20 protein-coding genes are annotated in these 23,473 nt (G+C 64.5%); 7 read left to right on the top strand and 13 right to left on the bottom strand.

Annotation, left to right across the window (positions count from 1 at the left end):
• Positions 1-69 precede the first annotated feature (69 nt).
• Positions 70-969 carry a bifunctional DNA-formamidopyrimidine glycosylase/DNA-(apurinic or apyrimidinic site) lyase gene (mutM, locus tag AABA84_RS20125; RefSeq protein ID WP_212243465.1) on the top strand — a complete coding sequence of 300 codons (900 nt, stop codon included), beginning with the start codon at positions 70-72 and terminating at the stop codon, positions 967-969.
• A 265-nt stretch (positions 970-1,234) separates the two neighbouring features.
• Here the strand turns inward: mutM and AABA84_RS20120 are convergent, their stop codons facing one another.
• Positions 1,235-1,978 (bottom strand): ParA family protein, encoded by a 744-nt coding sequence (locus tag AABA84_RS20120; protein ID WP_338312863.1) that lies wholly within the window; start codon positions 1,976-1,978, stop codon positions 1,235-1,237.
• Between the two features lie 382 nt (positions 1,979-2,360).
• Complete coding sequence (locus AABA84_RS20115) at positions 2,361-3,719, bottom strand: peptidoglycan-binding protein (RefSeq protein WP_338312861.1); 1,359 nt, start codon at positions 3,717-3,719, stop codon at positions 2,361-2,363.
• A 248-nt stretch (positions 3,720-3,967) separates the two neighbouring features.
• Here AABA84_RS20115 and AABA84_RS20110 point away from each other — a divergent pair, with 248 nt between their 5' ends.
• Positions 3,968-4,771, top strand: a complete 804-nt coding sequence (locus AABA84_RS20110) for a HesA/MoeB/ThiF family protein (RefSeq protein WP_038949454.1) — start codon at positions 3,968-3,970, stop codon at positions 4,769-4,771.
• 16 nt (positions 4,772-4,787) lie between these two features.
• Here the strand turns inward: AABA84_RS20110 and AABA84_RS20105 are convergent, their stop codons facing one another.
• Positions 4,788-5,789 (bottom strand): 2-hydroxyacid dehydrogenase, encoded by a 1,002-nt coding sequence (locus AABA84_RS20105; protein ID WP_212243473.1) that lies wholly within the window; start codon positions 5,787-5,789, stop codon positions 4,788-4,790.
• A gap of 340 nt (positions 5,790-6,129) precedes the next feature.
• Here AABA84_RS20105 and AABA84_RS20100 point away from each other — a divergent pair, with 340 nt between their 5' ends.
• Entirely contained in the window at positions 6,130-6,660 is a 531-nt protein-coding gene (locus AABA84_RS20100; protein WP_212243474.1) for an SH3 domain-containing protein, read from the top strand.
• Positions 6,661-6,858: 198 nt separating this feature from the next.
• Here AABA84_RS20100 and irrA read toward each other — a convergent pair whose 3' ends face one another.
• Positions 6,859-7,350, bottom strand: a complete 492-nt coding sequence (gene irrA, locus AABA84_RS20095; RefSeq protein WP_094894280.1) for an iron response transcriptional regulator IrrA — start codon at positions 7,348-7,350, stop codon at positions 6,859-6,861.
• A 352-nt stretch (positions 7,351-7,702) separates the two neighbouring features.
• Here irrA and fabA point away from each other — a divergent pair, with 352 nt between their 5' ends.
• From fabA to fabI, 3 genes are all read left to right on the top strand, one after another.
• Entirely contained in the window at positions 7,703-8,224 is a 522-nt protein-coding gene (fabA, locus tag AABA84_RS20090) for a bifunctional 3-hydroxydecanoyl-ACP dehydratase/trans-2-decenoyl-ACP isomerase (protein ID WP_018323402.1), read from the top strand.
• A 39-nt stretch (positions 8,225-8,263) separates the two neighbouring features.
• Positions 8,264-9,487 (top strand): beta-ketoacyl-ACP synthase I, encoded by a 1,224-nt coding sequence (gene fabB, locus AABA84_RS20085; protein ID WP_038949452.1) that lies wholly within the window; start codon positions 8,264-8,266, stop codon positions 9,485-9,487.
• Positions 9,488-9,613: 126 nt separating this feature from the next.
• On the top strand, positions 9,614-10,414 hold the full coding sequence (fabI, locus tag AABA84_RS20080) for an enoyl-ACP reductase FabI (protein WP_028139498.1): 801 nt from the start codon (positions 9,614-9,616) through the stop codon (positions 10,412-10,414).
• Positions 10,415-10,552: 138 nt separating this feature from the next.
• Here the strand turns inward: fabI and AABA84_RS20075 are convergent, their stop codons facing one another.
• From AABA84_RS20075 to AABA84_RS20060, 4 genes are all read right to left on the bottom strand, one after another.
• Complete coding sequence (locus AABA84_RS20075; RefSeq protein ID WP_338312859.1) at positions 10,553-11,149, bottom strand: glutathione S-transferase family protein; 597 nt, start codon at positions 11,147-11,149, stop codon at positions 10,553-10,555.
• A 116-nt stretch (positions 11,150-11,265) separates the two neighbouring features.
• The gene (locus AABA84_RS20070; protein ID WP_338312857.1) at positions 11,266-12,285 is read right to left on the bottom strand and encodes a hypothetical protein; all 1,020 of its coding nucleotides are present in this window, start codon (positions 12,283-12,285) and stop codon (positions 11,266-11,268) included.
• A 91-nt stretch (positions 12,286-12,376) separates the two neighbouring features.
• The gene (locus tag AABA84_RS20065) at positions 12,377-12,841 is read right to left on the bottom strand and encodes a GNAT family N-acetyltransferase (protein WP_338312856.1); all 465 of its coding nucleotides are present in this window, start codon (positions 12,839-12,841) and stop codon (positions 12,377-12,379) included.
• 7 nt (positions 12,842-12,848) lie between these two features.
• A complete protein-coding gene (locus AABA84_RS20060) occupies positions 12,849-13,775 on the bottom strand; it encodes a hydrogen peroxide-inducible genes activator (RefSeq protein WP_212243483.1) in 927 nt (308 codons plus the stop codon).
• Positions 13,776-13,889: 114 nt separating this feature from the next.
• Between AABA84_RS20060 and katG the strand changes: the two genes are divergently transcribed.
• A complete protein-coding gene (gene katG / locus AABA84_RS20055) occupies positions 13,890-16,058 on the top strand; it encodes a catalase/peroxidase HPI (RefSeq protein WP_338312855.1) in 2,169 nt (722 codons plus the stop codon).
• A 119-nt stretch (positions 16,059-16,177) separates the two neighbouring features.
• Here katG and pnp read toward each other — a convergent pair whose 3' ends face one another.
• From pnp to infB, 5 genes are all read right to left on the bottom strand, one after another.
• A complete protein-coding gene (pnp, locus tag AABA84_RS20050; RefSeq protein WP_212243489.1) occupies positions 16,178-18,334 on the bottom strand; it encodes a polyribonucleotide nucleotidyltransferase in 2,157 nt (718 codons plus the stop codon).
• A gap of 378 nt (positions 18,335-18,712) precedes the next feature.
• Entirely contained in the window at positions 18,713-18,982 is a 270-nt protein-coding gene (gene rpsO / locus AABA84_RS20045; RefSeq protein WP_008131787.1) for a 30S ribosomal protein S15, read from the bottom strand.
• 2 nt (positions 18,983-18,984) lie between these two features.
• Positions 18,985-20,106: a tRNA pseudouridine(55) synthase TruB gene (truB, locus tag AABA84_RS20040; RefSeq protein WP_338312854.1), complete on the bottom strand. Its 1,122-nt coding sequence runs from the start codon at positions 20,104-20,106 to the stop codon at positions 18,985-18,987.
• On the bottom strand, positions 20,103-20,549 hold the full coding sequence (gene rbfA, locus AABA84_RS20035) for a 30S ribosome-binding factor RbfA (protein WP_338312852.1): 447 nt from the start codon (positions 20,547-20,549) through the stop codon (positions 20,103-20,105). Before rbfA ends, truB begins: the two co-directional genes overlap by 4 nt.
• A 155-nt stretch (positions 20,550-20,704) precedes the next feature.
• Positions 20,705-23,413, bottom strand: a complete 2,709-nt coding sequence (gene infB, locus AABA84_RS20030; RefSeq protein WP_212243495.1) for a translation initiation factor IF-2 — start codon at positions 23,411-23,413, stop codon at positions 20,705-20,707.
• Positions 23,414-23,473 lie beyond the last annotated feature (60 nt).

Below are 23,473 nucleotides of genomic sequence, written 5' to 3'. Positions count from 1 at the left end.
CTGGGCGAACCATAGCGCGCCCGCCGCAATGGCGCTATCACACCGCCCTCATAAGGTGAATGCCTGACCATGCCTGAATTGCCCGAAGTCGAGACCGTTCGCCGCGGCCTTCAGCCCGTCATGGAGGGTGCGAAAATCCTGGTCGCGGAGGCCCGCCGGCCGGACCTGCGCTTTCCGTTCCAGCCGGACTTCGTGGCCCGGCTTCAGGGGCAGATCGTCACGGGGCTCGGCCGCCGTGCAAAATATCTCATGGCCGATCTCGCCTCCGGCGATGTGCTCTTGATGCATCTGGGCATGTCGGGCTCGTTCCGCGTCATCAAGCCGGACAACGAGGCTGCTCCCGGCGAGTTTCATTATCCCAGGGGGAAGGACTCCACGCACGACCACGTGCTGTTTCGGATGTCCTCTGGCGCCGACATCGTCTTCAACGACCCGCGCCGCTTCGGTTACATGAAAGTGATCGCACGTAACGCGCTCGACGAGGAGCCGCTGCTGCGCGACCTCGGTCCCGAGCCGCTCGGCAATGAATTCGACGCCGCGATGCTGGCGCGGTCCTGCGAAGGCAAGACCACCAGCCTGAAGGCCGCGCTGCTCGACCAGCGCGTGGTGGCGGGGCTCGGCAACATCTATGTCTGCGAAGCCCTGCATCGCTCGCACCTGTCGCCGCGCCGGATCGCCGCGACGCTCGCGACCAAGGGTCGCAAGGGCACTGGTGGCGGCGAGCCGACCGATCATGCGAAGCGGCTGGTGAGTGCGATTCACACCGTGCTGAACGACGCCATCAAGGCCGGCGGCTCCAGCCTGCGCGATCATCGCCAGACCTCGGGCGAGCTCGGCTATTTCCAGCACTCGTTCAAGGTCTACGACCGCGAAGGCGAGACCTGCAAGACGCCGGGGTGTGGCGGCACGGTGAAGCGCTTCACCCAGAACGGCCGGTCGACCTTCTGGTGTCCGAAATGTCAGAAATGAGGATGAGGCCTGCGACCGCAAGACCGTGAGTCTAGGCGAGGGTGACGAAGCCCACCACGCGCGTCATAGCGAGCGCAGCGAAGCAATCCAGAATCTTTCCATGGAGGGACTCTGGATTGCTTCGCTGCGCTCGCAATGACGGATGGATGGGGTCCCTGAAAAACGCGAAGCGAAGCAATCCAGCCGGGCTGGTGGCCGGATTGCTTCGTCGCTGGGGCCCTTCCGGATGGTGAAGGGCCGGCTGTCGTCTGAGCGATCGCCCCGCTCAGGACGCCAGTGTCGTGGTCTCGTCGGCAGCAAGCTCGGTCGCGACGTGAAGCATGCCGTCCGCAGCCGAGATGTCCTGGTCGATCAGGACATTGGCCGTGGCTTCGAGCTCGAGCCGGGTTTCGATCCAGCGCCAGAGGCCGCGGATCTCGTCCGCCGACTTGCCGTTCGGCGCGAATTCGCTCACCGCAAGGCCGTTCGCGAGCGAGTCCTGGTGATCGTTGCGCATCACGATCAGCGGGCGCGCGAGCACGTCCGAAAGATCGAGCGCGGCTTCCTCGGCGAGGGTATTGGCGGCATTGTCGATGCGCTGGCCGCGGATCGGTGTCTGGTTGAGCACGAAGCTGTAGGGTCGCTTCCAGGCGCGCGCGACGCTGAGCGTCGAGACGGTCGCTTCGATGTCGGCGACGCTCGGGCGGGCCGGGATCAGGCAGAGATCGGAATGGCGGATCGCAGCGGTGGTCGCAGCGCTGAGGCCGGCTGCGGTGTCGACGATCGCAAGCTGCAGGCCGCTGTCAGCCAGCATCTTCAGGCGCGGCTCGATGTCGGCGGCGTGATAGATCGGCTCGACGACGAGATCATCGGCGGTGCGGCGGCGCTGCCAGTTCGACAGGGTGCCCTGCGGGTCGGTCTCGATCAGGCGGACGGTGAAGCCGGCCTGCTTGGCCGCCAGCGCGAGGCCGATGGCGAGCGTGCTCTTGCCGCTGCCACCCTTTTGGGTGGCCAGTACGATCGTGTGCATTTGAAGATCAATCCTTTGGAATGCTTGGGTCAGGAATACGCCACGCGAACGTGCATCGATCTCGATGCTGAGCCTTCTAGCTCAGGACGTGCCGGCCCGATCCAAAGGGGGATCGCGGAGGTCCGAATCAGCAGTAACGATGATGGCGGAATAGGGATGGCCAGCTAATCCGTACCATTACTGGACCAGTAGTCGTACGTGTGACGATGCTCGCGGCTCGGTTGAGCTCGTGCCGCGGACAAAGCGCAGCACGCCAGTGATGCGCTGCGGAGCCGGGGCCCAGAAAGCCACTTGCACGGAATTTGAGGAAGCACGGGTCCCGGCTCAGCGGCGCGACACTACGCGCCGCACCGCGTCCGGGACACGAGAGTTGGCGTTAGACCTACTTCCGCACGCAGATCACGCGCACGACGGCAGCTTTTGCATCCGTCGAGGGGCCGTTCGCTGTGACCTCGTTCGCCTTCAGGAATTCGCGCACCGCGTCCGCGGACACCATCACCGCCTGTGACGCCGGCACCGATGTCGCGGGCCCCGCGACCATCGCCGGCTTCAACAGCGCAATGCCGGCGAACTTGCCGTCGCCATCGATCGCCGGACCACCGGACAACCCGACCGCCGGCGGCGGGGACAGCATGGAATCGCTGCTCGGGACCGGCGCAAGTGCGGCCTTGACCACCGACACGCCGGCCGCGCCGCCCTGGCTCTGGGGATCAGCGATGCCGACGACATCCACGTTCGTCTTTGCTGCGCCGCCAGCGAGGCTGAACGGCTTCAGGGCGCGCGCGCCGTAGATATGCAGGAGTGCGAGACCGCGCTCCTTGTCCTCGGCGAGGCGATCGGCGCTGCCATAGCCGGCGATCGTGATGGCAAGACAGTTGTCGGTGACGAGCCGGTCGGTGACGATCGCGCCGTCGTCGCTGACGACGAGGCCGGTGCCGTACTCGACGGTCTTGCGGGGCGGCGGCCCGGCCTGCGGGCCTGGCGGAAACGCATTGAACGCGCTCGACATCGCGATCACGACCGGCTCGACCGTGTTCTCGGTCGCCTGGTCGTAGAGGATCGTCATGGTGCGGACCTCGTCGCCTCTAAAGGTGCCGCGGACGTAAAATTTCTTCAGGCCCTGCAAGCCGGACAGCACGAAGAAATCCGGCTTCACCACGGTGTAATCGACCTTGCGCCCGGACGGCTCCTTCTCGAGATCCGCGAGTTTTGCCGTGGTCGGGTTCGCCTCCTTGCGGCGGCTGAGCAGCACCTGCACGGTTCCCGTCGGCGAAGTCCATTTCGAGCCGTTGGCGTCGCTCGCCTGCTGCGGCACCAGTTTCGAGGGGATACCGAGCCGGGCGCCGCTGGTCGGCTCCGTCACGATCTTCCAGCCGACGCCGTCCTGCTTCTTTCGCGCCGTCTCGGCCAGCGCGGCGCGCTCCTGCGGATTGAGCACGCCGGTTGGCTTGCCGCCCTTGGCCTTCTGGTATTCCTTGATGGCGGTGACCAGCCGCGCGCTGACGTCGCCGGTGATGGCGCCGTTGTATTGGCCGACCCAGGCGAGGTCGGATTGCAGCGACAGCCGCTCCGCCTGCGCCATCGCGTCCGCCGTCGCCGACGGCGTCTGCATTGCGGGTGGCCGGATCGGCACGGTCTGGACCGGCTTCGGCTTGGTACCGGGGATCTGCGGCGTCGTCATCTGGGCGTTCGCGCCTGTGGCAGACGCAAACATCAGTGTTGCCGCAAGCATCGATCTCATGACAAATCCAGCCAGCCCATTGAACGCAATGTCATTCAAGCACATCTCGTTGGTCGCGAACAATGTAGCGGTGGTTCAGGTGGCTTAGTGGCCATAAACCGAGATCCTCATCCTCAGGAGCGGCCCGAAGGCGGCGTCTCGAAGGATGGCCACAGGCGACATCGGGGCCTTCATGGTTCGAGACGCGCGTTCCGCGCTCCTCACCATGAGGATCGAGAGCAAGGGCGTGTTAGGAGAGGCGTACGACGATGCTGAGCCCGGACGAACTCGAACGCTATGCCCGCCATATCGTGCTGCGCGACGTCGGCGGACCGGGCCAGGCCGCGCTGAAGCGGGCCTCCGCGCTGGTGGTCGGTGCCGGCGGGCTCGGCGCGCCGGCGCTGATGTATCTGGCCGCCGCCGGTATCGGCACGCTCGGCGTGGTCGATGACGACGTGGTGTCGCTGTCCAATTTGCAGCGCCAGGTGATCCACACCACGCCCGATATCGGCCGGCACAAGGTCGAGAGCGCCGCCGAACGGATTGCAGCGCTCAATCCGCATGTCCGTTTCGTCGGCCACGCCACCTGGCTGAATGCGGACAATGCGCTCAGCCTGATCGGCGATTACGACCTCGTGCTCGACGGCTCCGATAATTTCTCGACGCGCTATCTGGTCTCGGACGCCTGCTTCTTCGCGAAGCGGCCGCTGATCACGGCGGCGCTCGGCACCTTCGACGGCTCGCTCACCACCATCCGCGCGCACGAGACCAACGAGCAGGGCGAATTCAATCCGACCTATCGCTGCCTGTTTCCGGAAGCGCCGCCGCCGGGCACCGTTCCGGCCTGCGCGGAAGCCGGCGTCATGGGTGCGCTGGCGGGCGTGCTGGGATCGATGATGGCGATGGAGGCGATCCGCGAGATCGTCGGTTTCGGCGACGGGCTGGTCGGCCGCCTCCTGATGATCGATGCGCGCGCGATGCGCTTCGAGACACTGCGCTACGAACGCGATCCGGCCAACCCGCTCAACGGCGATGGGCCGGTGTTCGACGATTTGAGCATCCACCGCGAGTAGAGGTGGCAGTGAAACCTCAGAGCATGCTCGGCAGCACGCGATCCGGCGGCTTGTGGGCGTCGAGGAAGGTGCGGATGTTGATGATCACCTTCTCGCCCATCTCGACGCGGCCTTCGATCGTGGCCGAGCCCATGTGCGGCAGCAGTGTCACCTTGCCGGCCTTGGCGAGCCGCACCAGTTTTGGATTCACCGCGGGCTCGTGCTCGTAGACGTCGAGGCCGGCGCCGGCGATCTCGCCGCCTTCGATCAGCTTGATCAGCGTGTCCTCGTCGGTCACCTCGCCGCGCGCGGTGTTGACGATGTAGGCGTCTTTGCGGATCAGCTTCAGCCGCCGCGCCGAGAGCAAATGATAGGTCGCCGGCGTGTGCGGGCAGTTCACCGAGATGATGTCCATCCGCGCCAGCATCTGGTCGAGGCTTTCCCAATAGGTCGCCCCCAGCTCTTCGGCGATCTTCGGCGCTACGGGACGGCGGTTGTGATAGTGGATCTGCAGGCCGAAGGCGCGGGCGCGGCGCGCCACCGCCTGGCCGATGCGGCCCATGCCGATGATGCCGAGCCGCTTGCCGCCGATACGGTGGCCGAGCATCCAGGTCGGCGACCAGCCCGGCCAGGGTTTTCCCTCCGTCAGGATCGAGGCGCCTTCGATCATCCGCCTGGGCACGGCGAGGATCAGCGCCATGGTCATGTCGGCGGTGTCCTCGGTCAGGACTTTCGGCGTGTTGGTGACGGTGATGCCGCGGGCATGCGCGGCCTCGACGTCGATATTGTCGACGCCGTTGCCGAAATTGGCGATCAGCCGCAGCTTGCAGTCGGGCTGGTTGACGATGTCGGCGCTGATATGGTCGGTGACGGTCGGAACCAGCACGTCGGCGGTGCGTGCGGCTTCCGCGATCTGGTCGGCGGACATCGGCGTGTCCTCGAGATTGATCCGCGCGTCGAACAATTCGCGCATCCGCGTCTCGATCGAATCCGGCAGCTTGCGCGTCACCACGACGAGGGGCTTTTTCTTCACCGACATGTCCTGCTCTCATGAGGCGTCGCAGGCCGCCTCTGTCGCCAAAGGCCGGTCGTTGAGGTCTCATTAACCCGGTTGTTCGACACTGCCCTTGCCGTGTCCGTCCCCGGCGTTTCCTTCAAGCTCCCCCGATATTTCCGGCCGGAAAATCGGGGCAAACTGGTTGTTCAAGTGCCCGTCCTCTCTAGCAGAAGGCCGGGCCAAGACAAGAACCACGGGTTAAGGCAACAAGGATCGGGCCTGGGGAACACCCGCGTGGGGCGGGTCAGGGGTTTGCGCGGCGGGTTTTGGAATTTGGGGTGAAGACCCGGCTCGGGCCGGGTCTTCGACAGGAGACGGGTTGATGGCGTTGGGGCGTTTTTGTTCGGTGATGGCGCTCGTTTGCACCTGGTTGAGCGCGTCGGTCGGCCCCTCGCATTCGGCCAAGGACACCACGCCCCAGACCGCCAGCGGCCTGCCGGTGCCGCGCTATGTCAGCCTCAAATCGGACCACGTGAACGTCCGTGCCGGCCCGACCAAGGACAATGACGTGGCCTGGGTCTACACCCGTTCAGGCCTGCCGGTGGAAATCACCGCCGAGTTCGAGAATTGGCGCCGGGTGCGCGATTCCGAGGGCGCCGAGGGCTGGGTCTATCATTCGCTGCTGTCGGGCCGCCGCACCGCGGTCGTCACCATGAAGCACAAGGACGACCTCGCCCCGATCTACGATCGCGCCGATCTCGACAGCGCGGTTGCAGCAAGACTCCAGGCCGGCGTCGTCACGCAGGTGAAGAAGTGCATTGCAAACTGGTGCCGGGTCACCGGCAACGGCTTTGACGGCTGGATCCAGCAGGAGCGCCTCTGGGGCGTGTACTCGGACGAGCAGGTCAACTGACCCGAAGGGTCATCCCGGGCGATGCGTCAGCATCGAACTATGGTGCGCAATTGCGCACCTGAGGATACCGAGATTCCCCGATGCGCAAATTGCGCATCTGAGGTCTGGTCCTTCGGACCATCCCGGAATGACCGTGCAAATAACGATGGCCGGGACAAGCCCGGCCAAGACGATCAATTCAGCGATTTCAGGACGACGTCAGCGCTTCTTGCGCAGGCGCACGACCATGTCGATGCGCGCGATCTCGTAACCCTCCGGCACCTCCGGCATCTTGGACAGCGCCAGATGCGGATCCTCGATGTCGACCAGCTCATGGCTGTTCTCGAGGTAGTAGTGATGGTGGGTGGTGACGTTGGTGTCGAAATAGGTCTTGGTGCCGTCGACGCTGACCTGCCGGAGCAGCCCGGCGTCGGTGAGCTGATTCAGCGTGTTGTAGACGGTCGCCAGCGACACCGGAACCTTGGCCAGCGTGGCTTCCTCGTACAGCATTTCAGCCGTCAGGTGACGCGCACCCTTGCCGAACAACAGCCAGCCCAGTGCCATGCGCTGGCGCGTCGGACGAAGCCCGGCGGACTGGAGCATTTCATTGACGTCGTGCCAGGGGCAGCCGGTCAGAGCCGGCTGGCGGCCGGACAAGAGGGCCGCGGCATGGACGTCGTCGTCGTGATGGGGCGCGGTATTCTCGTTCATTTCCAGATTTCGGGCACGCGTGAACAATATCTCTCCGCAATATAAGAACAGAAAGATGCAGATGCAAGTTTCTCGCAACTAGAGAGGTTCTAATCAGGCTTGGAACCGGGCCGGGATCGCGTCATTTTACCTTCATGGATGCGCTTTGCTACCCGAAATGGCCTGTGTTAGAGAGCGCGCGGTTCCGCTTAGCCGATCTTGGCGCAGCCGGGCATCGAAGCCCGGTCCGCAGTCCATCCGGGGCATGCGGGCGTAGCGCCTGACAGTGGCAATGGCGTTGCTCTCCGACCGGGACGGGGCCCATTTTCGCCAGAAAGCGCCGCTCAACCGGAATTCAAACAGAGGCTCGTGCATGCTGAACAGGCGCAACGGTTACGAATACGAAGATCTGCTGGCCTGTGGCCGCGGCGAGATGTTCGGCCCGGGCAATGCCCAGCTGCCGTTGCCGCCGATGCTGATGTTCGACCGCATCACTGACATCAACGACAATGGCGGTGAGTTCGGCAAGGGGCTGGTGCGCGCCGAGCTCGACGTGAAGCCCGACCTCTGGTTCTTCGGCTGCCACTTCAAGAACGATCCGGTGATGCCGGGCTGCCTCGGCCTCGACGCGCTGTGGCAAATGGTCGGCTTTTACCTGGGCTGGACCGGGGGCGAAGGTCGCGGTCGGGCGCTTGGCTTGAACGAGCTGAAGTTCAGCGGCCAGGTGCTGCCCGAGGCGCGCAAGGTTGTGTACAACGTCGATATCAAACGCGTGATGCGTTCAAAGCTGGTGCTCGGTATCGCCGACGGGTGGCTTTCGGTCGATGACCAGATTATCTATCGCGCCAAGGACTTGAAGGTCGGCCTGTTCAAGCAGGGCACGAGCCTGGGCTGAGCGCATCACCAAGACAACAACGATTAAGGCGAGGCTGTCATGAGGCGGGTTGTGGTCACCGGGATGGGCATCGTCTCGTCGATCGGAAACAACACCCAGGAAGTGCTTGCGAGCCTTCACGAGGCGAAGTCGGGCATTTCGCGGGCTGAGAAATATGCCGAGCTCGGCTTCCGTTCGCAGGTACAGGGCGCGCCGACGCTCGATCCTGCGACGGTGGTCGACCGCCGCGCGATGCGTTTCCTCGGCCAGGGCGCGGCGTGGAATCACGTCGCGATGGAGCAGGCGATCCAGGACTCCGGTCTGTCGCCTGATGAAGTCTCCAACATTCGCACCGGCATCATCATGGGCTCCGGCGGCCCCTCTGCCCGCACCATCGTCGAATCCGCCGACATCACCCGCACCAAGGGACCGAAGCGCGTCGGACCTTTCGCCGTGCCGAAGGCGATGTCGTCCACGGCCTCCGCGACGCTTGCGACCTGGTTCAAGATCAAGGGCGTGAACTATTCGATCTCCTCGGCCTGCGCGACGTCGAACCATTGCGTCGGCAACGCCTATGAGACGATCCAGATCGGCAAGCAGGACGTCATCTTCGCCGGCGGCTGCGAGGAGCTGGACTGGTCGCTCTCCGTGCTGTTCGACGCCATGGGCGCGATGTCCTCGAAGTACAACGACACGCCCGCCACGGCCTCGCGTCCCTACGACGTCAACCGCGACGGCTTCGTCATCGCCGGCGGCGCCGGCGTGCTGGTGCTGGAAGAGCTCGAACATGCCAAGGCGCGCGGCGCCCGCATTTACGGCGAGATCGTCGGCTACGGCGCGACCTCGGACGGCTACGATATGGTCGCACCTTCAGGCGAAGGCGCCGAGCGCTGCATGCGCATGGCGATGTCGACGGTGAAGACCAAGGTCGACTACATCAATCCGCACGCGACCTCGACCCCGGCCGGCGATCCGCCGGAGATCGACGCGCTCCGCCGCGTGTTCGGAAGTGGCGAGAAGTGCCCGCCGATCTCGGCGACCAAGGCGCTGACCGGCCACTCGCTGGGCGCCACCGGCGTGCAGGAGGCGATCTACTCGCTGCTGATGATGAACAACGGCTTCATCTGCGAGAGCGCCCATATCCAGGAGCTCGATCCTGTCTTCGCCGACATGCCGATCGTGCGCAAGCGCATCGACAACGTCAAGATCGGCACCGTGCTGTCGAACTCCTTCGGCTTCGGCGGCACCAACGCCACGCTGGTGTTCAGCCGGCTGGATGCATGACGTCGTTGTTGGCGTACTGTTGATTTTCTCGTCATGGCCGGGCTTGTCCCGGCCATCCACGTATTGGGACTAGGTTTGGAAGGGCGTGGAAGCCCGGGCATGACCAAAGCGGAAGGTGATCGCGAGATGGAAGGTCTGATGAAAGGTAAGCGCGGTTTGATCATGGGCATCGCCAATGATCATTCGATCGCCTGGGGCATGGCGAAGACGCTGCATGCCCACGGCGCCGAGCTTGCCTTCACCTTCCAGGGCGAGGCCCTCGGCAAGCGCGTCAAGCCGCTGGCGGAGCAGCTCGGCGTCGATCTGGTGCTGCCGTGCGACGTCGAGGACATCGCCAGCGTCGATGCGACCTTCGACGTGCTCCGTGAAAAATGGGGCAAGCTCGATTTCGTCATCCACGCCATCGGCTTTGCCGACAAGAACGAGCTGAAGGGCCGCTACGCCGACACCAGCCGCGAGAACTTTTCACGCACCATGGTGATCTCGTGCTTCTCGTTCACGGAAGTGGCGAAGCGCGCCGCCGAGCTGATGACGGAGGGCGGCAGCATGATCACGCTGACCTTCGGCGCCTCGGAGCGCGCGATGCCGAACTACAACGTGATGGGCGTGGCCAAGGCGGCGCTGGAAGCCTCCGTGCGCTATCTCGCCTCCGATTTCGGACCGCGCGGCATCCGCGTCAACGCGATCTCGGCAGGCCCCATCCGGACGCTCGCCGGCTCCGGCATCGGCGAGGCGCGCGCGATGTTCGCCTTCATGCAAAAGCATTCGCCGCTTCGCCGCGGCGTCACGCTCGACGAGCTTGGCGGCTCGGCGCTGTATCTGCTGTCGGATCTCTCCGGCGGCGTCACCGGGGAGATCCACTACGTCGATTCCGGCTACAACATCGTCCTGATGCCGAGGCCTGACGATTTGAAGACGCCCGACTGAGGCGTCCGCGAGTAGCCTGATATGACGACGCCGTAGGGTGGGCAAAGGAGCGCAAGCGACTTGCCCACCATCTCTGCGTGATCGCAATAGACGCATGACGTGGGCACGCTACGCTTTGCCCACCCTACGAGAGTTCGTCTATCCCGCCGCGATCTTCTCCGCCCGCTGGAACGCGGGACGTGACATGCAGCGCGCGAGATAGGCGTCAAAGGCAGGGCGCGACGGCACCATCTTGAACAGGCGCACCGCGAAATTCAGGCCCGAGCCGATCGTGATGTCGGCGGCCGAAAATTCCTCGCCGAGAATCCACGGCCCCTCGGCGAGCGCAGCTTCCAGAACGTCGAACACCTGCGTCGCGCTGCCCCAGGCCGCGGTCGAGGTCGGGATCTCGATCTTGGTGAAGATCTGGATGATGGCGGGCTCGATGCAGCCCGGTGAGAAGAACAGCCATTGCAGATAGCGCGCGCGGCGCGGATCGGTCACGGCAGGCGCAAGCCTGGTCTCCGGATAGCGGTCGGCGACGTAGGCGCAGATCGCGGCGGCTTCGCCGAGCGAGGCATCGCCGTCGCTGAGGGCCGGCACCTTGCCCATCGGGTTGATCTTCAAATACTCCGGCGCCTTCTGCGCGCCGGTCGAGATGTCGGTCAGCACGCGCTCATAGGGCAGGCCGCTCTCCTCCATCAGCCAGAGCGTCGTGAACGAGCGCGAGCGGGGTGACCAATAGAGCTTGATCATGGCGGGGAACCTTCCATCTGCGTGAGGCGGACAGCGCGCAATTCATGCCGCGTTTGACCGGCATTCGCAATGCACTACGCCTAGGTAGAAGCCAAGCCGCGTGAACGATATGTGGCTCAACGTTCTCTGGTGTTGCTTTGGCGCGTTGCTGGTCGAAGTCCAAGTAAGATCGGCAGCGTCTTATCGAGGCTTTCCGTCAGCATGGCGCGCACACCGTCACGCAGCGCGGGATTGTCGGCGACATCCTCAGGCTGCGTTGGAAACGATTCAGCGGGCAGCTCGCGATAGGGACCGCCGATGAGCTTGCCCAAAAACCTTTGCACCGCCAGGGAGTGCTGCATGTTGATCAGCGCAGAGCTCTGTTTAACAACGGAGAAGTCGCGCCCGTCAAAGATGCGGATAAATGCCAGGGCGTAGAGATAAATGCGACGCCCGAGCATCACATCCTGGTTGAGGATGCCGAAGCCGCGGACCGTGTAGCTGGATGACCCGATGGGGCTGATTGAATTGAGGATCTGGATGTAATGCCGGCAATTCGTTCCTTTCACTACCTCGCGCATGTATGCGGCCAGCTCCGCGTTGAGATCGCGGAATAACCTGTCCTTCAAGGTGTCCTTCGATTCATCGTGGGGAGGGAATTTCGCCGGATTGTAGGGGATTCTCAGAACGGACACGCCGGCAGGGATCGCGGCGCGCGTCCGAGCAAAGATCAGATCGTTGAGTCCCCAGCCTGGGATCGGGACCACCGTCGTCTTTTTCTGAAATACCGTCAGGCCGGTCGTAAGCACGGTGAACTCGTCGCCGGTGGTGACGACGACACCGAAGTCGCACGGGCCGCCGACCACGGAAGCAGATCTGGCCGTCCGCGTAGTCGTCTTGCTGTTGGCGCGCTGCTTGACGGCTGGTCCTGTCGTCTCCGTCCCTTGAGGTCCCGATTTGGTCTGCGCCCAAGCATATATCGGAAAGCACCATGCCACGGCCGCAACGACGGCCAGCCGGGCCAAAACGCCAAATGTAGTCCAGCCGCAGGAAGCGGACGAGCGATAGCTTGTGTCGCGTCCCGTCGGAGGATTTTGCGCCACTGCCGAGGTCAGAAGGGACAGCAGCGCGACCAGCGAGAGGGCGATACGAACCATAGATTCCAGGGGAGTGGCGGCAGGAAGTTGTCAGACACGCCACACTAGGGTGACATCGTGACAACCGCAAGCTGCACCCGGAGCTCGTCGTCTATCCCGTTGGTCGCTGCCGTTTCCACCGGTAATACTTCATCATGAACCCGTTCGCCGGCTCGATCTCTTCCTTCTCGAACACAAAACCTTCGCGCTCGTACCAGCGCCAGGCTTTTTCGTTCTCGCGCACGCAGCGCAGGTGCATCTCGTCGGGCATTTGCGTGCGCGTGAAGGCGAGCAGCTTTCGCCCGAGCGATTGCCCCTGATAGGCGGGTCCCACGAAGAGCATATCGAGATAGAGTTTTGGCAGATGCAGCGCCAGCATGGCGGCGATGGTACCGCGATCGTCGGCGACGAACAGGCTCCAGCCGTTCTCGATCTCGCGCCGGATGCGCGCGCGGAGATTCGCGAGTAGAAAGTCGCTGGCCTCGCCGAGCCCGGTCGAGACCCAGCTCTCCATCCAGACGCGGCCGACCTCGTTATATTCGTCGGCGCGGGCGGGGCGGATGATCGGATGCGACATCGGAGCTTCAGGCCCGTTGGCTGCGCACAGATGGGCCTGCGCGCACCTTGCCGGCCGACAGGCACACCACCTCGGAAATCTGCAGCAGCTGCCGCGCCAGCGGGCTGGTCTTGCGCCAGACCATGCCGATGGTGCGCGATGGCTGCGGGTCGCGGAAGCGCGCCAGCGAGACCGAGGCCGATCGCGTCTCCACCGCCACCGCCATTTCAGGAATCAAGGTCACGCCGATGCCGGCGCTGACCATCTGGACCAGCGTCGACAGAGAATTGGCATCCAGCATCTCGCGCGGCGGCGCCGACTGCATGTTGCAGAACGACAGCGCCTGATCGCGGAAGCAGTGCCCCTCTTCGAGCAGCAGCAGCCGCATCTCGCGCATCATCTCGCGCGACGGCGCCGGCGTCCCCTCATCCGCGCCGGGCCGGACCAGCAGGAATTTTTCCTCGAACAGGGCGACCTCGGTGAGCGAGGGCTCGGACACCGGCAGCGCCACGATGGCGGTGTCGAGCCGTCCTTCCACCAGCTCCTGGATCAGCCGCGGCGTCATGGTCTCGCGCACGCGGATGTCGAGCTCCGGATGCATGCGCGTGAGATTCTTGGTGATGGTGGGCAGGAGATACGGCGCGATGGTCGGGATCATGCCGATGCGCAGCCGGCCGGCGAAGCGGTCCTGCGAGGCGCGGGCGAAATCCCCGAGCTCATCGACCGAGCGCAAAATGTCGCGGACGCGTTGCGCGAGTTCCTCGCCGAACCGCGTCAGCGCCACCTGCCGGGCGCTCCGCTCCAGCAGCAGGCCGCCGAGCGTCTCCTCCAACTCCTTGATCTGCATCGACAGGGCCGGTTGCGAGATGGAGCAGGACTCGGCCGCGCGGCCGAAATGGCCGTGACGCGCCAGAGCGTCGAAATACCGGAGCTGGCGCAGCGTCAGGTTTATCATCAGAAAATCCTATCGCAGCGATCATTAAAGTCAACTTTACCTGATAGGACGCGACGCTTAGAGTGGTTCTACCTGGTCAAAGGCGCGAGTTCGACGCCACCAGAGGAGGTATTCATGGACGACACTTCGAAGTGCCCGTTTTCGGGTGGAAAACGCGTGCCAGCGAACCGCGATTGGTGGCCAACTCAGCTCAGCATCGAGATGCTGCACAAGAATTCCGGCCTGTCCGATCCGATGGGCGACGAATTCGACTATGCCAAGGAATTCAAGACGCTCGACCTTAACGCGGTCGTCAAGGACCTGACCGCGCTGATGACGGACTCGCAGGAGTGGTGGCCCGCCGATTTCGGTCACTATGGTGGCCTCATGATCCGCATGGCCTGGCACAGCGCGGGCACCTACCGCATCACCGACGGCCGTGGCGGCGCCGGTGCCGGCCAGCAGCGTTTCGCACCGCTCAACAGCTGGCCCGACAACGCCAACCTCGACAAGGCGCGCCGGCTGCTGTGGCCGATCAAGCAGAAATACGGCCGCAAGCTCTCCTGGGCCGACCTGATGGTTCTCGCCGGCAACGTCGCGCTGGAATCGATGGGCTTCAAGACCTTCGGCTTCGCCGGCGGCCGCGCCGACGTCTGGGAGCCGGAAGAGCTCTATTGGGGTCCCGAAGGCACCTGGCTTGGTGATGAGCGCTACAGCGGCGAACGCCAGCTCGCCGAGCCGCTTGGCGCGGTGCAGATGGGCCTGATCTACGTCAATCCGGAAGGCCCGAACGGCAAGCCGGATCCGGTCGCCGCCGCCAAGGACATCCGCGAGACCTTCGCCCGCATGGCGATGAACGACGAAGAGACCGTCGCGCTGATCGCCGGCGGCCACTCCTTCGGCAAGACCCACGGCGCCGGCGATCCGTCGCTGGTCGGTCCGGAGCCGGAAGCGGGCGCGCTCGAGGATCAAGGCCTCGGCTGGAAGAGCAAGCACGCTTCGGGCCTCGCCGGTGATTCCATCACCAGCGGTCTTGAGGTGACCTGGACGACGACGCCGACGAAGTGGAGCAACAACTTCTTCGAGAACCTGTTCAAGTTCGAATGGGAGCTGACGAAGAGCCCGGGCGGTGCGCAGCAGTGGACGGCCAAGGGCGCCGACGCGATCATCCCCGATGCCTTCGACAAGTCGAAGAAGCATCGGCCGACGATGTTGACGACCGATCTCTCGCTGCGCTTCGATCCGGCCTACGAGAAGATCTCGCGTCGCTTCCTGGAGAATCCGGCTCAGTTCGCGGACGCCTTTGCCCGCGCCTGGTTCAAGCTCACCCATCGCGACATGGGGCCGATCCAGCGCTATCTCGGCCCGCTGGTGCCGAAGGAGACGCTGATCTGGCAGGATCCGATTCCGGCCGTGAATCACGAGCTGGCCAGCGAGCAGGACATCGCTACGCTGAAGACCAAGATCCTGTCCTCGGGTCTGTCGGTCTCCGAGCTGGTCTCGACCGCCTGGGCGTCGGCCTCGACGTTCCGCGGCTCGGACAAGCGCGGCGGCGCCAACGGCGCGCGCATCCGTCTTGCCCCGCAGAAAGATTGGGAGGTGAACCAGCCGGCTCAGCTCTCCAAGGTTCTGGGCAAGCTCGAAGCGATCCAGAAGGACTTCAACGCGTCCTCAGGCGCGAAGAAGGTCTCGCTCGCGGACCTCATCGTGCTCGGCGGTTCTGCCGCGGTCGAGAAGGCCGCCAAGGATGCCGGCGTCGACGTCAAGGTCGGCTTCACGCCGGGCCGCATGGACGCCTCGCAGGAGCAGACCGATGCGGAGTCCTTCGCTCCGCTGGAGCCGCGGGCCGATGGCTTCCGCAACTTCATCGGCAAGCGGCATCAGTTCATGCAGCAGGAAGAGGCGCTCGTCGACCGCGCGCAGCTTCTGCGGCTCACCGGGCCCGAGATGACGGCGCTCCTCGGCGGCCTGCGCGTGCTCGGTGCCAACGCGGGCAATTCGAAGAACGGCGTCTTCACCTCCAAGGTGGGAACGCTGACCAACGACTTCTTCGTCAACCTGCTCGACATGAGCACGCAATGGACGCCGGCGGCCGACGGCACCTACGAGGGGCGCGACCGCAAGACCAACGCCGTCAAGTGGACCGGCACGCGCGTCGATCTGATCTTCGGCGCGCACTCGCAGCTCCGCGCCTACGCCGAGGTCTATGCCACCTCGGACGCCAAGGAGAAGTTCGTGAAGGACTTCGCCAAGGCCTGGACCAAGGTGATGAACCTCGACCGTTACGACATCGCGGCCTCCTGACCCCGTGTTGCCCCCTCTCCCGCAAGCGGGAGAGGGGGCGCAGATCACCCCGGAGCAAGCGACAAACAAAAGGGCGGCCTCTCGGCCGCCCTTCGTGTTTCTGATGTGGTGCGGAGCGCTTACTCGCCGGCGGCTTCGCGCGGGGCCTTCTCGCCGTCGCCGCCCTTGCCCTCGAGGTCTTCGCCGGTGGTCTGGTCGACCACCTTCATCGACAGGCGGGTCTTGCCGCGGTCGTCGAAGCCGAGCAGCTTGACCTTGACCTTGTCGCCTTCCTTGACGACGTCGGAGGTCTTCTGCACGCGCGCCGAAGCGAGCTGGCTGATGTGGACGAGACCGTCCTTGGAGCCGAAGAAGTTCACGAAGGCGCCGAACTCCATCACCTTGACGACGGTGCCGTCATAGATCTGGCCGACTTCCGGATCGGAGGCGATCGACTTGATCCACTTGATCGCGGCCTTCATCGCCTCGCCGTCGCTGGAGGCGACCTTCACGGTGCCGTCGTCCTCGATGTTGACCTTGGCGCCGGTCTTCTCGACGATCTCGCGGATCACCTTGCCGCCGGTGCCGATCACTTCGCGGATCTTGTCGGTGGCGATTTTGAAGGTCTCGATGCGCGGCGCGTATTCGCCGAGCTCGGCACGGGCGTTGGTGAGCGCCTTGGCCATCTCGCCGAGGATGTGGATACGTCCATCCTTGGCCTGCGCGAGCGCGACCTTCATGATCTCTTCGGTGATGCCCTCGATCTTGATGTCCATCTGGAGCGAGGTGATGCCTTGCTCGGTACCGGCGACCTTGAAGTCCATGTCGCCGAGATGGTCTTCGTCACCGAGGATGTCCGAGAGAACCGCGAAGCGCTTGTCTTCGAGGATCAGGCCCATCGCGATGCCCGCGGTCGGCCGCTTCAACGGCACGCCGGCATCCATCAGCGCGAGCGAGGCGCCGCAGACCGAAGCCATCGAGGACGAACCGTTCGACTCGGTGATCTCCGACACCACGCGCGTGGTGTAGGGGAATTCGTGATGCGGCGGCAGCACCGGGTGGATGGCGCGCCAGGCCAGCTTGCCGTGGCCGATCTCGCGGCGCTTGGTGCCGCCGAGGCGACCGGTCTCACCGACCGAGTAGGGAGGGAAGTTGTAGTGCAGCAGGAACGTCTCTTTGTACGTTCCCGACAGCGCGTCGATGTACTGCTCGTCCTCACCGGTGCCGAGCGTGGTCACGACCATCGCCTGGGTCTCGCCGCGGGTGAACAGCGCCGAGCCGTGGGCGCGGGGCAGCACGCCGACTTCGGCGACGATGTTACGAACGGTCTTGGAGTCACGGCCGTCGATGCGCTTGCCGGTGTCGAGGATGTTCCAGCGAACGATCTTCGCCTCGAGCTCCTTGAACACGGCGCTGATGCGCAGCTTGTCGTATTTCGGCTCCTGCCCTTCGGGGAAGTAGTGAGCGACCACCTTTTCCTTGACCTTGCCGACCGCGGCGTAGCGATCCTGCTTGACCGGAATGGCGTAGGCGGCGCGCAGCTCCTGCTCGACGAGGCCGAGCATCTCCTTCTCGAGCGCGGAATTGTCGATGACGGTGACTTCGCGCGGCTCCTTGGCGGCCTTCTCGGCGAGCTCGATGATCGCGTTGATGACCGGCTGGAAGTGGCGGTGACCGAACATCACGGCGCCGAGCATGATGTCTTCGTTCAGCTCCTTGGCTTCCGATTCCACCATCAGCACGGCGTCGGCGGTCCCGGCGACGACCAGGTCGAGCTGGGTGTCGACCATTTCGTCGAGCGTCGGGTTGAGGATGAACTCGTCATTGGCGAAGCCGACGCGGGCCGCGCCGATCGGACCCTTGAACGGTGCGCCCGACAGGGTCAGCGCCGCCGACGACGCCACCAGCGCGACGATGTCCGGGTCGTTTTCCATGTCGTGCGAGAGCACGGTGACGATCACCTGGGTCTCGTTGCGCCAGCCGTCGACGAACAGCGGACGGATCGGACGATCGATCAGGCGGGAGACTAGCGTCTCCTTCTCGGTCGGACGGCCCTCGCGCTTGAAATAGCCGCCGGGAATGCGGCCCGCAGCGTAGGTCTTCTCCTGGTAGTCGACGGTCAGCGGCAGGAAGTCGACGCCTTCGCGCGGCGCCTTCGCCGCGACGACGGTGGCGAGGACAACGGTCTCGCCATAGGTGGCGACGACGGCGCCGTCGGCCTGGCGGGCGATCTTGCCGGTTTCCAGCTTGAGAGGGCGTCCGCCCCAGTCGATCTCGACTGAATGCTTATTGAACATAGAGGTCTTCTTTCATGGGTTCTCGAAAGAAGGGACGGCTCTCGAAAAACAAAAACCATGCGCAAGATTGCGGGACGTTGATCGAAGCGGGCGATCAGCGTCCTGCGATCCTGCCATGGTTTTTGGATTTCGGATGGCGTCCATCCTTTCGGGTCATACGGGCGCCTTGCCCGTTGTGCCCAGCCGCCGGATTGCTGCTGGACTGTCAGTCGGCACGAATGCGAACACCGAATTGCGATCTTCGCTCATCATGCCCGGATGCTGGCCGTCAACGGCCCGCATCCGACGTGCGCGCAACCTCGATCAAAAAGCTTAAAATAAGCGCTTTCGTTCGAAACCACGTGCGAAAACGCGCGCCGTTGGCGCGCGCAAGAACTCTTAACGACGAATGTTGTGCTTCTCGAGCAGCGCCTTGTAACGCGCCTCGTCCCGCTTCTTGAGGTAGTCGAGCAGCGAGCGGCGGGTCGAGACCAGCTTCAAGAGGCCGCGACGCGAATGGTTGTCCTTCACGTGGGTCTTGAAATGGTTGGTGAGGTTGTTGATGCGTTCCGACAGGATCGCGACCTGAACCTCGGGCGAGCCGGTGTCGCCGGCCTTGTTGGCATTCGTCTTGATGACTTCCGCTTTGCGTTCTGCGGCAATCGACATCGTCAATTTCTCTCGTTGCGACCGGGGCTGGCAGTCAGGCCGGTCAGGTTGAACACACGCTTGGGGATGATTTCGCCATTGCCGACTTCAGCAAGCGCGAGAAGACGGCCTGCCACCGTGACATAGACTGTGCCGCTACAAGTGGGCGCATCCCGTCCGCGCAACAAAACGGCCTGGCCCCGATGGAGCCTTGCCGCATCAGCCCGAGTGACGGCCAGTGCCGGGATGTCGTCCAGCGCGGTCTCAACGGGCATAAGCGCGTCCGCGAGGCTACCCTCGCTGGACGCGGCTCTATCGCACAAAGCCTCCAGCTGATCCAGCGGAATCATGTCGTTTTCGCCAAATGGGCCGACCAGGGTCCGCCTGAGCGCGCAGATATGGCCGTAAGTGCCGAGAATCCGGCCCATATCGCGGGCCAACGCCCGGACATAGGTGCCCTTGCCGCATTCGGCCTCGAACACGGCTCGGTCGTTATCCGGTTGATCCACAAGGGTTAAATGATGAATCTCGACCGGACGGGCGGCCAGTTCCACGACCTCGCCGTCGCGGGCGAGGTCATAGGCGCGCTCGCCCTGGACCTTGATCGCGGAATAGCGCGGCGGGATCTGCTCGATCACCCCGGTGAAGCGGGGCAACAGGGCCAGGATCGCCTCTCGGGTCGGACGCTGGTCGGAGGTCGCGGTCACGCGGCCCTCGATGTCGTCGGTGTCGCGTTCCTCGCCCCAGCACACCGTGAACTGGTAGCGCTTGCGGCCGTCCATGACGAAGGGAACGGTCTTGGTGGCTTCCCCGAGCGCGATCGGCAGCCCGCCCGAGGCGAGCGGATCGAGCGTGCCGGCGTGTCCGGCGCGCTTGGCGTTGAACAGGCGCTTGAGCACCGCAACCGCCTGCGTCGAGGTCATGCCGATCGGCTTGTCGAGCACGACCCAGCCATGGACGTCGCGCCGGTCGCGGCGAACCTGGTTGCCCTTCTGCTTGGCATTGGCGCGCGGATCGTTGTTGACGCGGCGCGGCTGCTGATGCGGCTGAGAATCGCCGCCGATGTCCGCAAAATTATTTTTCTGCACGTCGCGCTGATCGGCCTGTTCGCCGCTGATCGTGTCGTGAGCCGGGTCCATCGTCATCGTTCTTCTTCCCGATCCGTCTCCGGATCCTGTTCCAAGTCCTGTTCGAGGTCCTTCTGCACCGCAGGTGTTCGCAAAAGTTTCTCGATCCGTTCCGCCTCGTCGAATCGTTCGTCGACGCGGAAACGAAGATCAGGTGCAAATTTCAGGTTAACGCGATGCGCGACCTCGCCGCGCAGAAACTTCTTGTTGCGTTCGAGCGCAGCGATGACGACCTCGGTGTCACGGCCACCGAGCGGCATCACATAGACTGTCGCGAGCTTCAGGTCGGGCGACATCCGCACCTCCGGCACGGTGATGATGTGACCTTCGAGATCCGCATCATGCACATTGCCTTGCGCCAGAATCTCGGCCATCGCGTGGCGAACCTGCTCGCCGACGCGCAACTGACGTTGCGAGCCTCCGCCCGGTGCGGAATTTTTTTTCTGATGATGGCGTGGCATTCTCGAAAATCACCTCGTCATGCCCGTGTTTGGGAGACGGGCATTGTCATTTGTCCTGTTGAAACGAAGAGGGGTGGATGGCCGGAAAAAATCCGGCCATCGCACTCCCGCAATTTCAGTTCAAAAAGATCCGGGCGCTTCGGTAAGATTTGGACTTACAGGGAGCGCTGGATCGTCTCTACGCGGTAACACTCGATCACGTCACCGGCACGCATGTCGTGGTAGTTCTCGAAGGCCATGCCGCATTCCTGACCGGACTGGACTTCCTTCACTTCGTCCTTGAAGCGCTTCAGCGTCGACAGCTTGCCTTCGTGCACGACGACGTTGTCGCGGATCAGGCGCACATTGGCGCCGCGTTCCACGGTGCCGTCGGTGACGCGGCAGCCGGCGACCTTGCCGACCTTGGAGATGTTGAAGATCTCCAGGATGGAGGCATTGCCGAGCATGGTTTCGCGCAAGGTCGGCGCGAGCAGGCCGCTCATCGCCTTCTTCACGTCGTCCACGAGGTCGTAGATGATGTTGTAGTAGCGGATCTCGATGCCGTTGCGCTTGGCGGCCGCAGCGGCCTCCTTGTTGGCACGAACCGAGAAGCCGATGATCGCGGCGTTGAAGCCTTCGGCCAGCGTCACGTCGGATTCCGAGATGCCGCCGACGCCGGCATGCAGGATGCGGGCTGCGACTTCGTCGGTGCCGAGCTTCTCCAGCGAGCCGAGGATCGCTTCCAGCGAGCCCTGCACGTCGGCCTTGATGATCAGCGGGAATTCCTTGCGGCCCGCGGTCTTCAATTGCGACATCATCTGCTCGAGCGAGCCGCGCATGCCGGAGATCGAGGCCGCCGCGTTCTCGCGCTTCTGGTGCGCACGGTAGCTGGTGACCTGGCGGGCGCGGGCTTCGTTCTCGACCACGGCGAGACGATCGCCGGCTTCCGGCGGACCGTTGAAGCCGAGCACTTCGACCGGCACCGACGGACCCGCTTCCTGCACGGTCTCGCCCTGATCCGAGATCAGCGCGCGGACGCGGCCCATCTCGGCGCCTGCGACGATGATGTCGCCGACCCGGAGCGTGCCGCGCTGGACCAGCACGGTCGCGACCGGACCGCGGCCGCGGTCGAGCTTGGCTTCGATCACGGTGCCCTCGGCCGGCCGTTCCGAATTGGTCTTGAGGTCGAGGATATCGGCCTGGAGCGCGATCATCTCGAGCAGCTTGTCGAGATTGGTCTTGTTCTTGGCGGACACTTCGACGTCGACGACTTCGCCGCCGAAGGATTCCACCTGCACCTCGTGCTGGAGCAGTTCGGTGCGCACGCGCTCGGGCTTGGCGTCGGGCTTGTCGATCTTGTTGATGGCAACGATGATCGGCACCCGCGCCGCCTTGGCGTGGTTGATGGCTTCGATCGTCTGCGGCATGACGCCGTCATCGGCCGCAACCACCAGCACGACGATGTCGGTCACCTTGGCGCCGCGCGCGCGCATCGCGGTGAACGCGGCGTGGCCGGGCGTGTCGATGAAGGTGATCTTCTTGCCGCTTTCGGGCGACAGCACCTGATAGGCGCCGATATGCTGGGTGATGCCGCCGGCTTCGCCGGAGACGACGTTGGCATGGCGGAGCGCGTCGAGCAGCGAGGTCTTGCCGTGGTCGACGTGGCCCATGACGGTCACCACGGGCGAGCGGGTCTCGGTGTCGGTCGAATCGTCGGTGGCGTCGAACAGACCTTCTTCAACGTCGGACGCAGCAACGCGCTTGACGGTGTGGCCGAGCTCTTCGGCGATCAGCTGCGCAGTGTCGGCGTCGATCACGTCGGTGATCTTGTGGATCGCGCCCTGCTTCATCAGCATGCGGATGATTTCCACCGCGCGCTCGGCCATGCGGTTGGCGAGCTCCTGGATGGTGATCGCTTCCGGAATGACCACCTCGCGGATGAGCTTTTCCTTCGGCTCGTTCGCGGCATGGCCCTTCAGGCGCTGGGTGCGGCGACGGAACGAGGCGATCGAGCGCTCGCGCACATCGTCAGCATTGAATGCGGTCACGACCGTCAGGCGGCCGCGCTCCTTCTGCGGGCCGGGCTTGTGGGTGGGCTTGGGGGCTACCACGGGACGCGCGGCGCCGCCGGGGCCGCGGCGGATCTGGCGCGGACCATCGTCCTCGTCCGGGCCGGCAGCAACCGCGGGAGCGCGGCCCAACGGGCCACCTGCCGGTCTGGCTGTGGTCGTTCCGGGGCGCGCGGTCGATGTTCCCGGGCGTGCCGTGGTGGTGCCGGGGCGGGCTGCGGGGGCGCCGGGGCGCGGCGCCGGAGCGGCCGGGGCTGCTGCCGCGGGGCGCGGCGCGGATGCCGGCTGCTCGCCTTCGCCAAAACGCTTCTTGGCCTCGGTCTCTGCCTTGCGCTTGGCTTCGTCCTCGTGACGGTGACGCTCTTCCTCGGCCTTGCGGCGGGATTCGGCAGCTTCGCGCTCGACGCGTTCAGCGGCTTCGCGAACTGCGCGGCGCTGGGCCTCTTCCTCGGCCTGGCGGCGCTCCTCGACTTCGCGCACCTTGGCATCGGCCAGCGCGCTGGCGCGGGCGGAACGTTCGTCCTCGGTCAGCGTGCGCAGCACCACGCCGGATCCGGCGTTGCGCGGTGGCGCCGGGCGCGACGGAGCGGGCGTCGGAGTTGGCGCGGCCGGCGCCGGCTTCGCGACAACCGTGGGAGCCTGTGGTTCGGCACTGCCGTCGATGCGGCGCTTGCCGCGCTTCTCGACCACGACCTGCTTGCTGCGGCCATGGCTGAAGCTCTGGCGGACAGTGCCCGTTTCGACGCGCGGCTTGAGCGATAGCGTCTTGCTCGGAACGCTCAGCTTCTTGTCGTCAGGGGTCTTGGTATCAACCATTCAGCAGTCCTAATCCTGATTTGTCAGTGTTGTGCGTTGCCGCACCGTCATATCGGGTCG

It is taken from the genome of Bradyrhizobium sp. TM239 (assembly GCF_036247985.1).
Taxonomy (GTDB): domain Bacteria; phylum Pseudomonadota; class Alphaproteobacteria; order Rhizobiales; family Xanthobacteraceae; genus Bradyrhizobium; species Bradyrhizobium ottawaense.
This window is presented reverse-complemented; position numbering and strand designations above follow the sequence as displayed.

Excerpts from the sequence above, each read along its gene's own strand:
- mutM (WP_212243465.1), top strand. The coding sequence starts at position 70 with ATGCCTGAATTGCCCGAAGTCGAGACCGTTCGCCGCGGCCTTCAGCCC.
- AABA84_RS20060 (WP_212243483.1), bottom strand. The coding sequence starts at position 13,775 with ATGATAAACCTGACGCTGCGCCAGCTCCGGTATTTCGACGCTCTGGCG.
- AABA84_RS20070 (WP_338312857.1), bottom strand. The coding sequence starts at position 12,285 with ATGGTTCGTATCGCCCTCTCGCTGGTCGCGCTGCTGTCCCTTCTGACC.
- AABA84_RS20105 (WP_212243473.1), bottom strand. The coding sequence starts at position 5,789 with ATGTCGGTGAAGAAAAAGCCCCTCGTCGTGGTGACGCGCAAGCTGCCG.
- fabB (WP_038949452.1), top strand. The coding sequence starts at position 8,264 with ATGAGGCGGGTTGTGGTCACCGGGATGGGCATCGTCTCGTCGATCGGA.
- truB (WP_338312854.1), bottom strand. The coding sequence starts at position 20,106 with ATGACGATGGACCCGGCTCACGACACGATCAGCGGCGAACAGGCCGAT.
- pnp (WP_212243489.1), bottom strand. The coding sequence starts at position 18,334 with ATGTTCAATAAGCATTCAGTCGAGATCGACTGGGGCGGACGCCCTCTC.
- katG (WP_338312855.1), top strand. The coding sequence starts at position 13,890 with ATGGACGACACTTCGAAGTGCCCGTTTTCGGGTGGAAAACGCGTGCCA.
- AABA84_RS20100 (WP_212243474.1), top strand. The coding sequence starts at position 6,130 with ATGGCGTTGGGGCGTTTTTGTTCGGTGATGGCGCTCGTTTGCACCTGG.
- rpsO (WP_008131787.1), bottom strand. The coding sequence starts at position 18,982 with ATGTCGATTGCCGCAGAACGCAAAGCGGAAGTCATCAAGACGAATGCC.
- AABA84_RS20110 (WP_038949454.1), top strand. The coding sequence starts at position 3,968 with ATGCTGAGCCCGGACGAACTCGAACGCTATGCCCGCCATATCGTGCTG.
- AABA84_RS20065 (WP_338312856.1), bottom strand. The coding sequence starts at position 12,841 with ATGTCGCATCCGATCATCCGCCCCGCCCGCGCCGACGAATATAACGAG.
- AABA84_RS20115 (WP_338312861.1), bottom strand. The coding sequence starts at position 3,719 with ATGAGATCGATGCTTGCGGCAACACTGATGTTTGCGTCTGCCACAGGC.
- infB (WP_212243495.1), bottom strand. The coding sequence starts at position 23,413 with ATGGTTGATACCAAGACCCCTGACGACAAGAAGCTGAGCGTTCCGAGC.
- AABA84_RS20075 (WP_338312859.1), bottom strand. The coding sequence starts at position 11,149 with ATGATCAAGCTCTATTGGTCACCCCGCTCGCGCTCGTTCACGACGCTC.
- irrA (WP_094894280.1), bottom strand. The coding sequence starts at position 7,350 with ATGAACGAGAATACCGCGCCCCATCACGACGACGACGTCCATGCCGCG.
- rbfA (WP_338312852.1), bottom strand. The coding sequence starts at position 20,549 with ATGCCACGCCATCATCAGAAAAAAAATTCCGCACCGGGCGGAGGCTCG.
- AABA84_RS20120 (WP_338312863.1), bottom strand. The coding sequence starts at position 1,978 with ATGCACACGATCGTACTGGCCACCCAAAAGGGTGGCAGCGGCAAGAGC.
- fabA (WP_018323402.1), top strand. The coding sequence starts at position 7,703 with ATGCTGAACAGGCGCAACGGTTACGAATACGAAGATCTGCTGGCCTGT.
- fabI (WP_028139498.1), top strand. The coding sequence starts at position 9,614 with ATGGAAGGTCTGATGAAAGGTAAGCGCGGTTTGATCATGGGCATCGCC.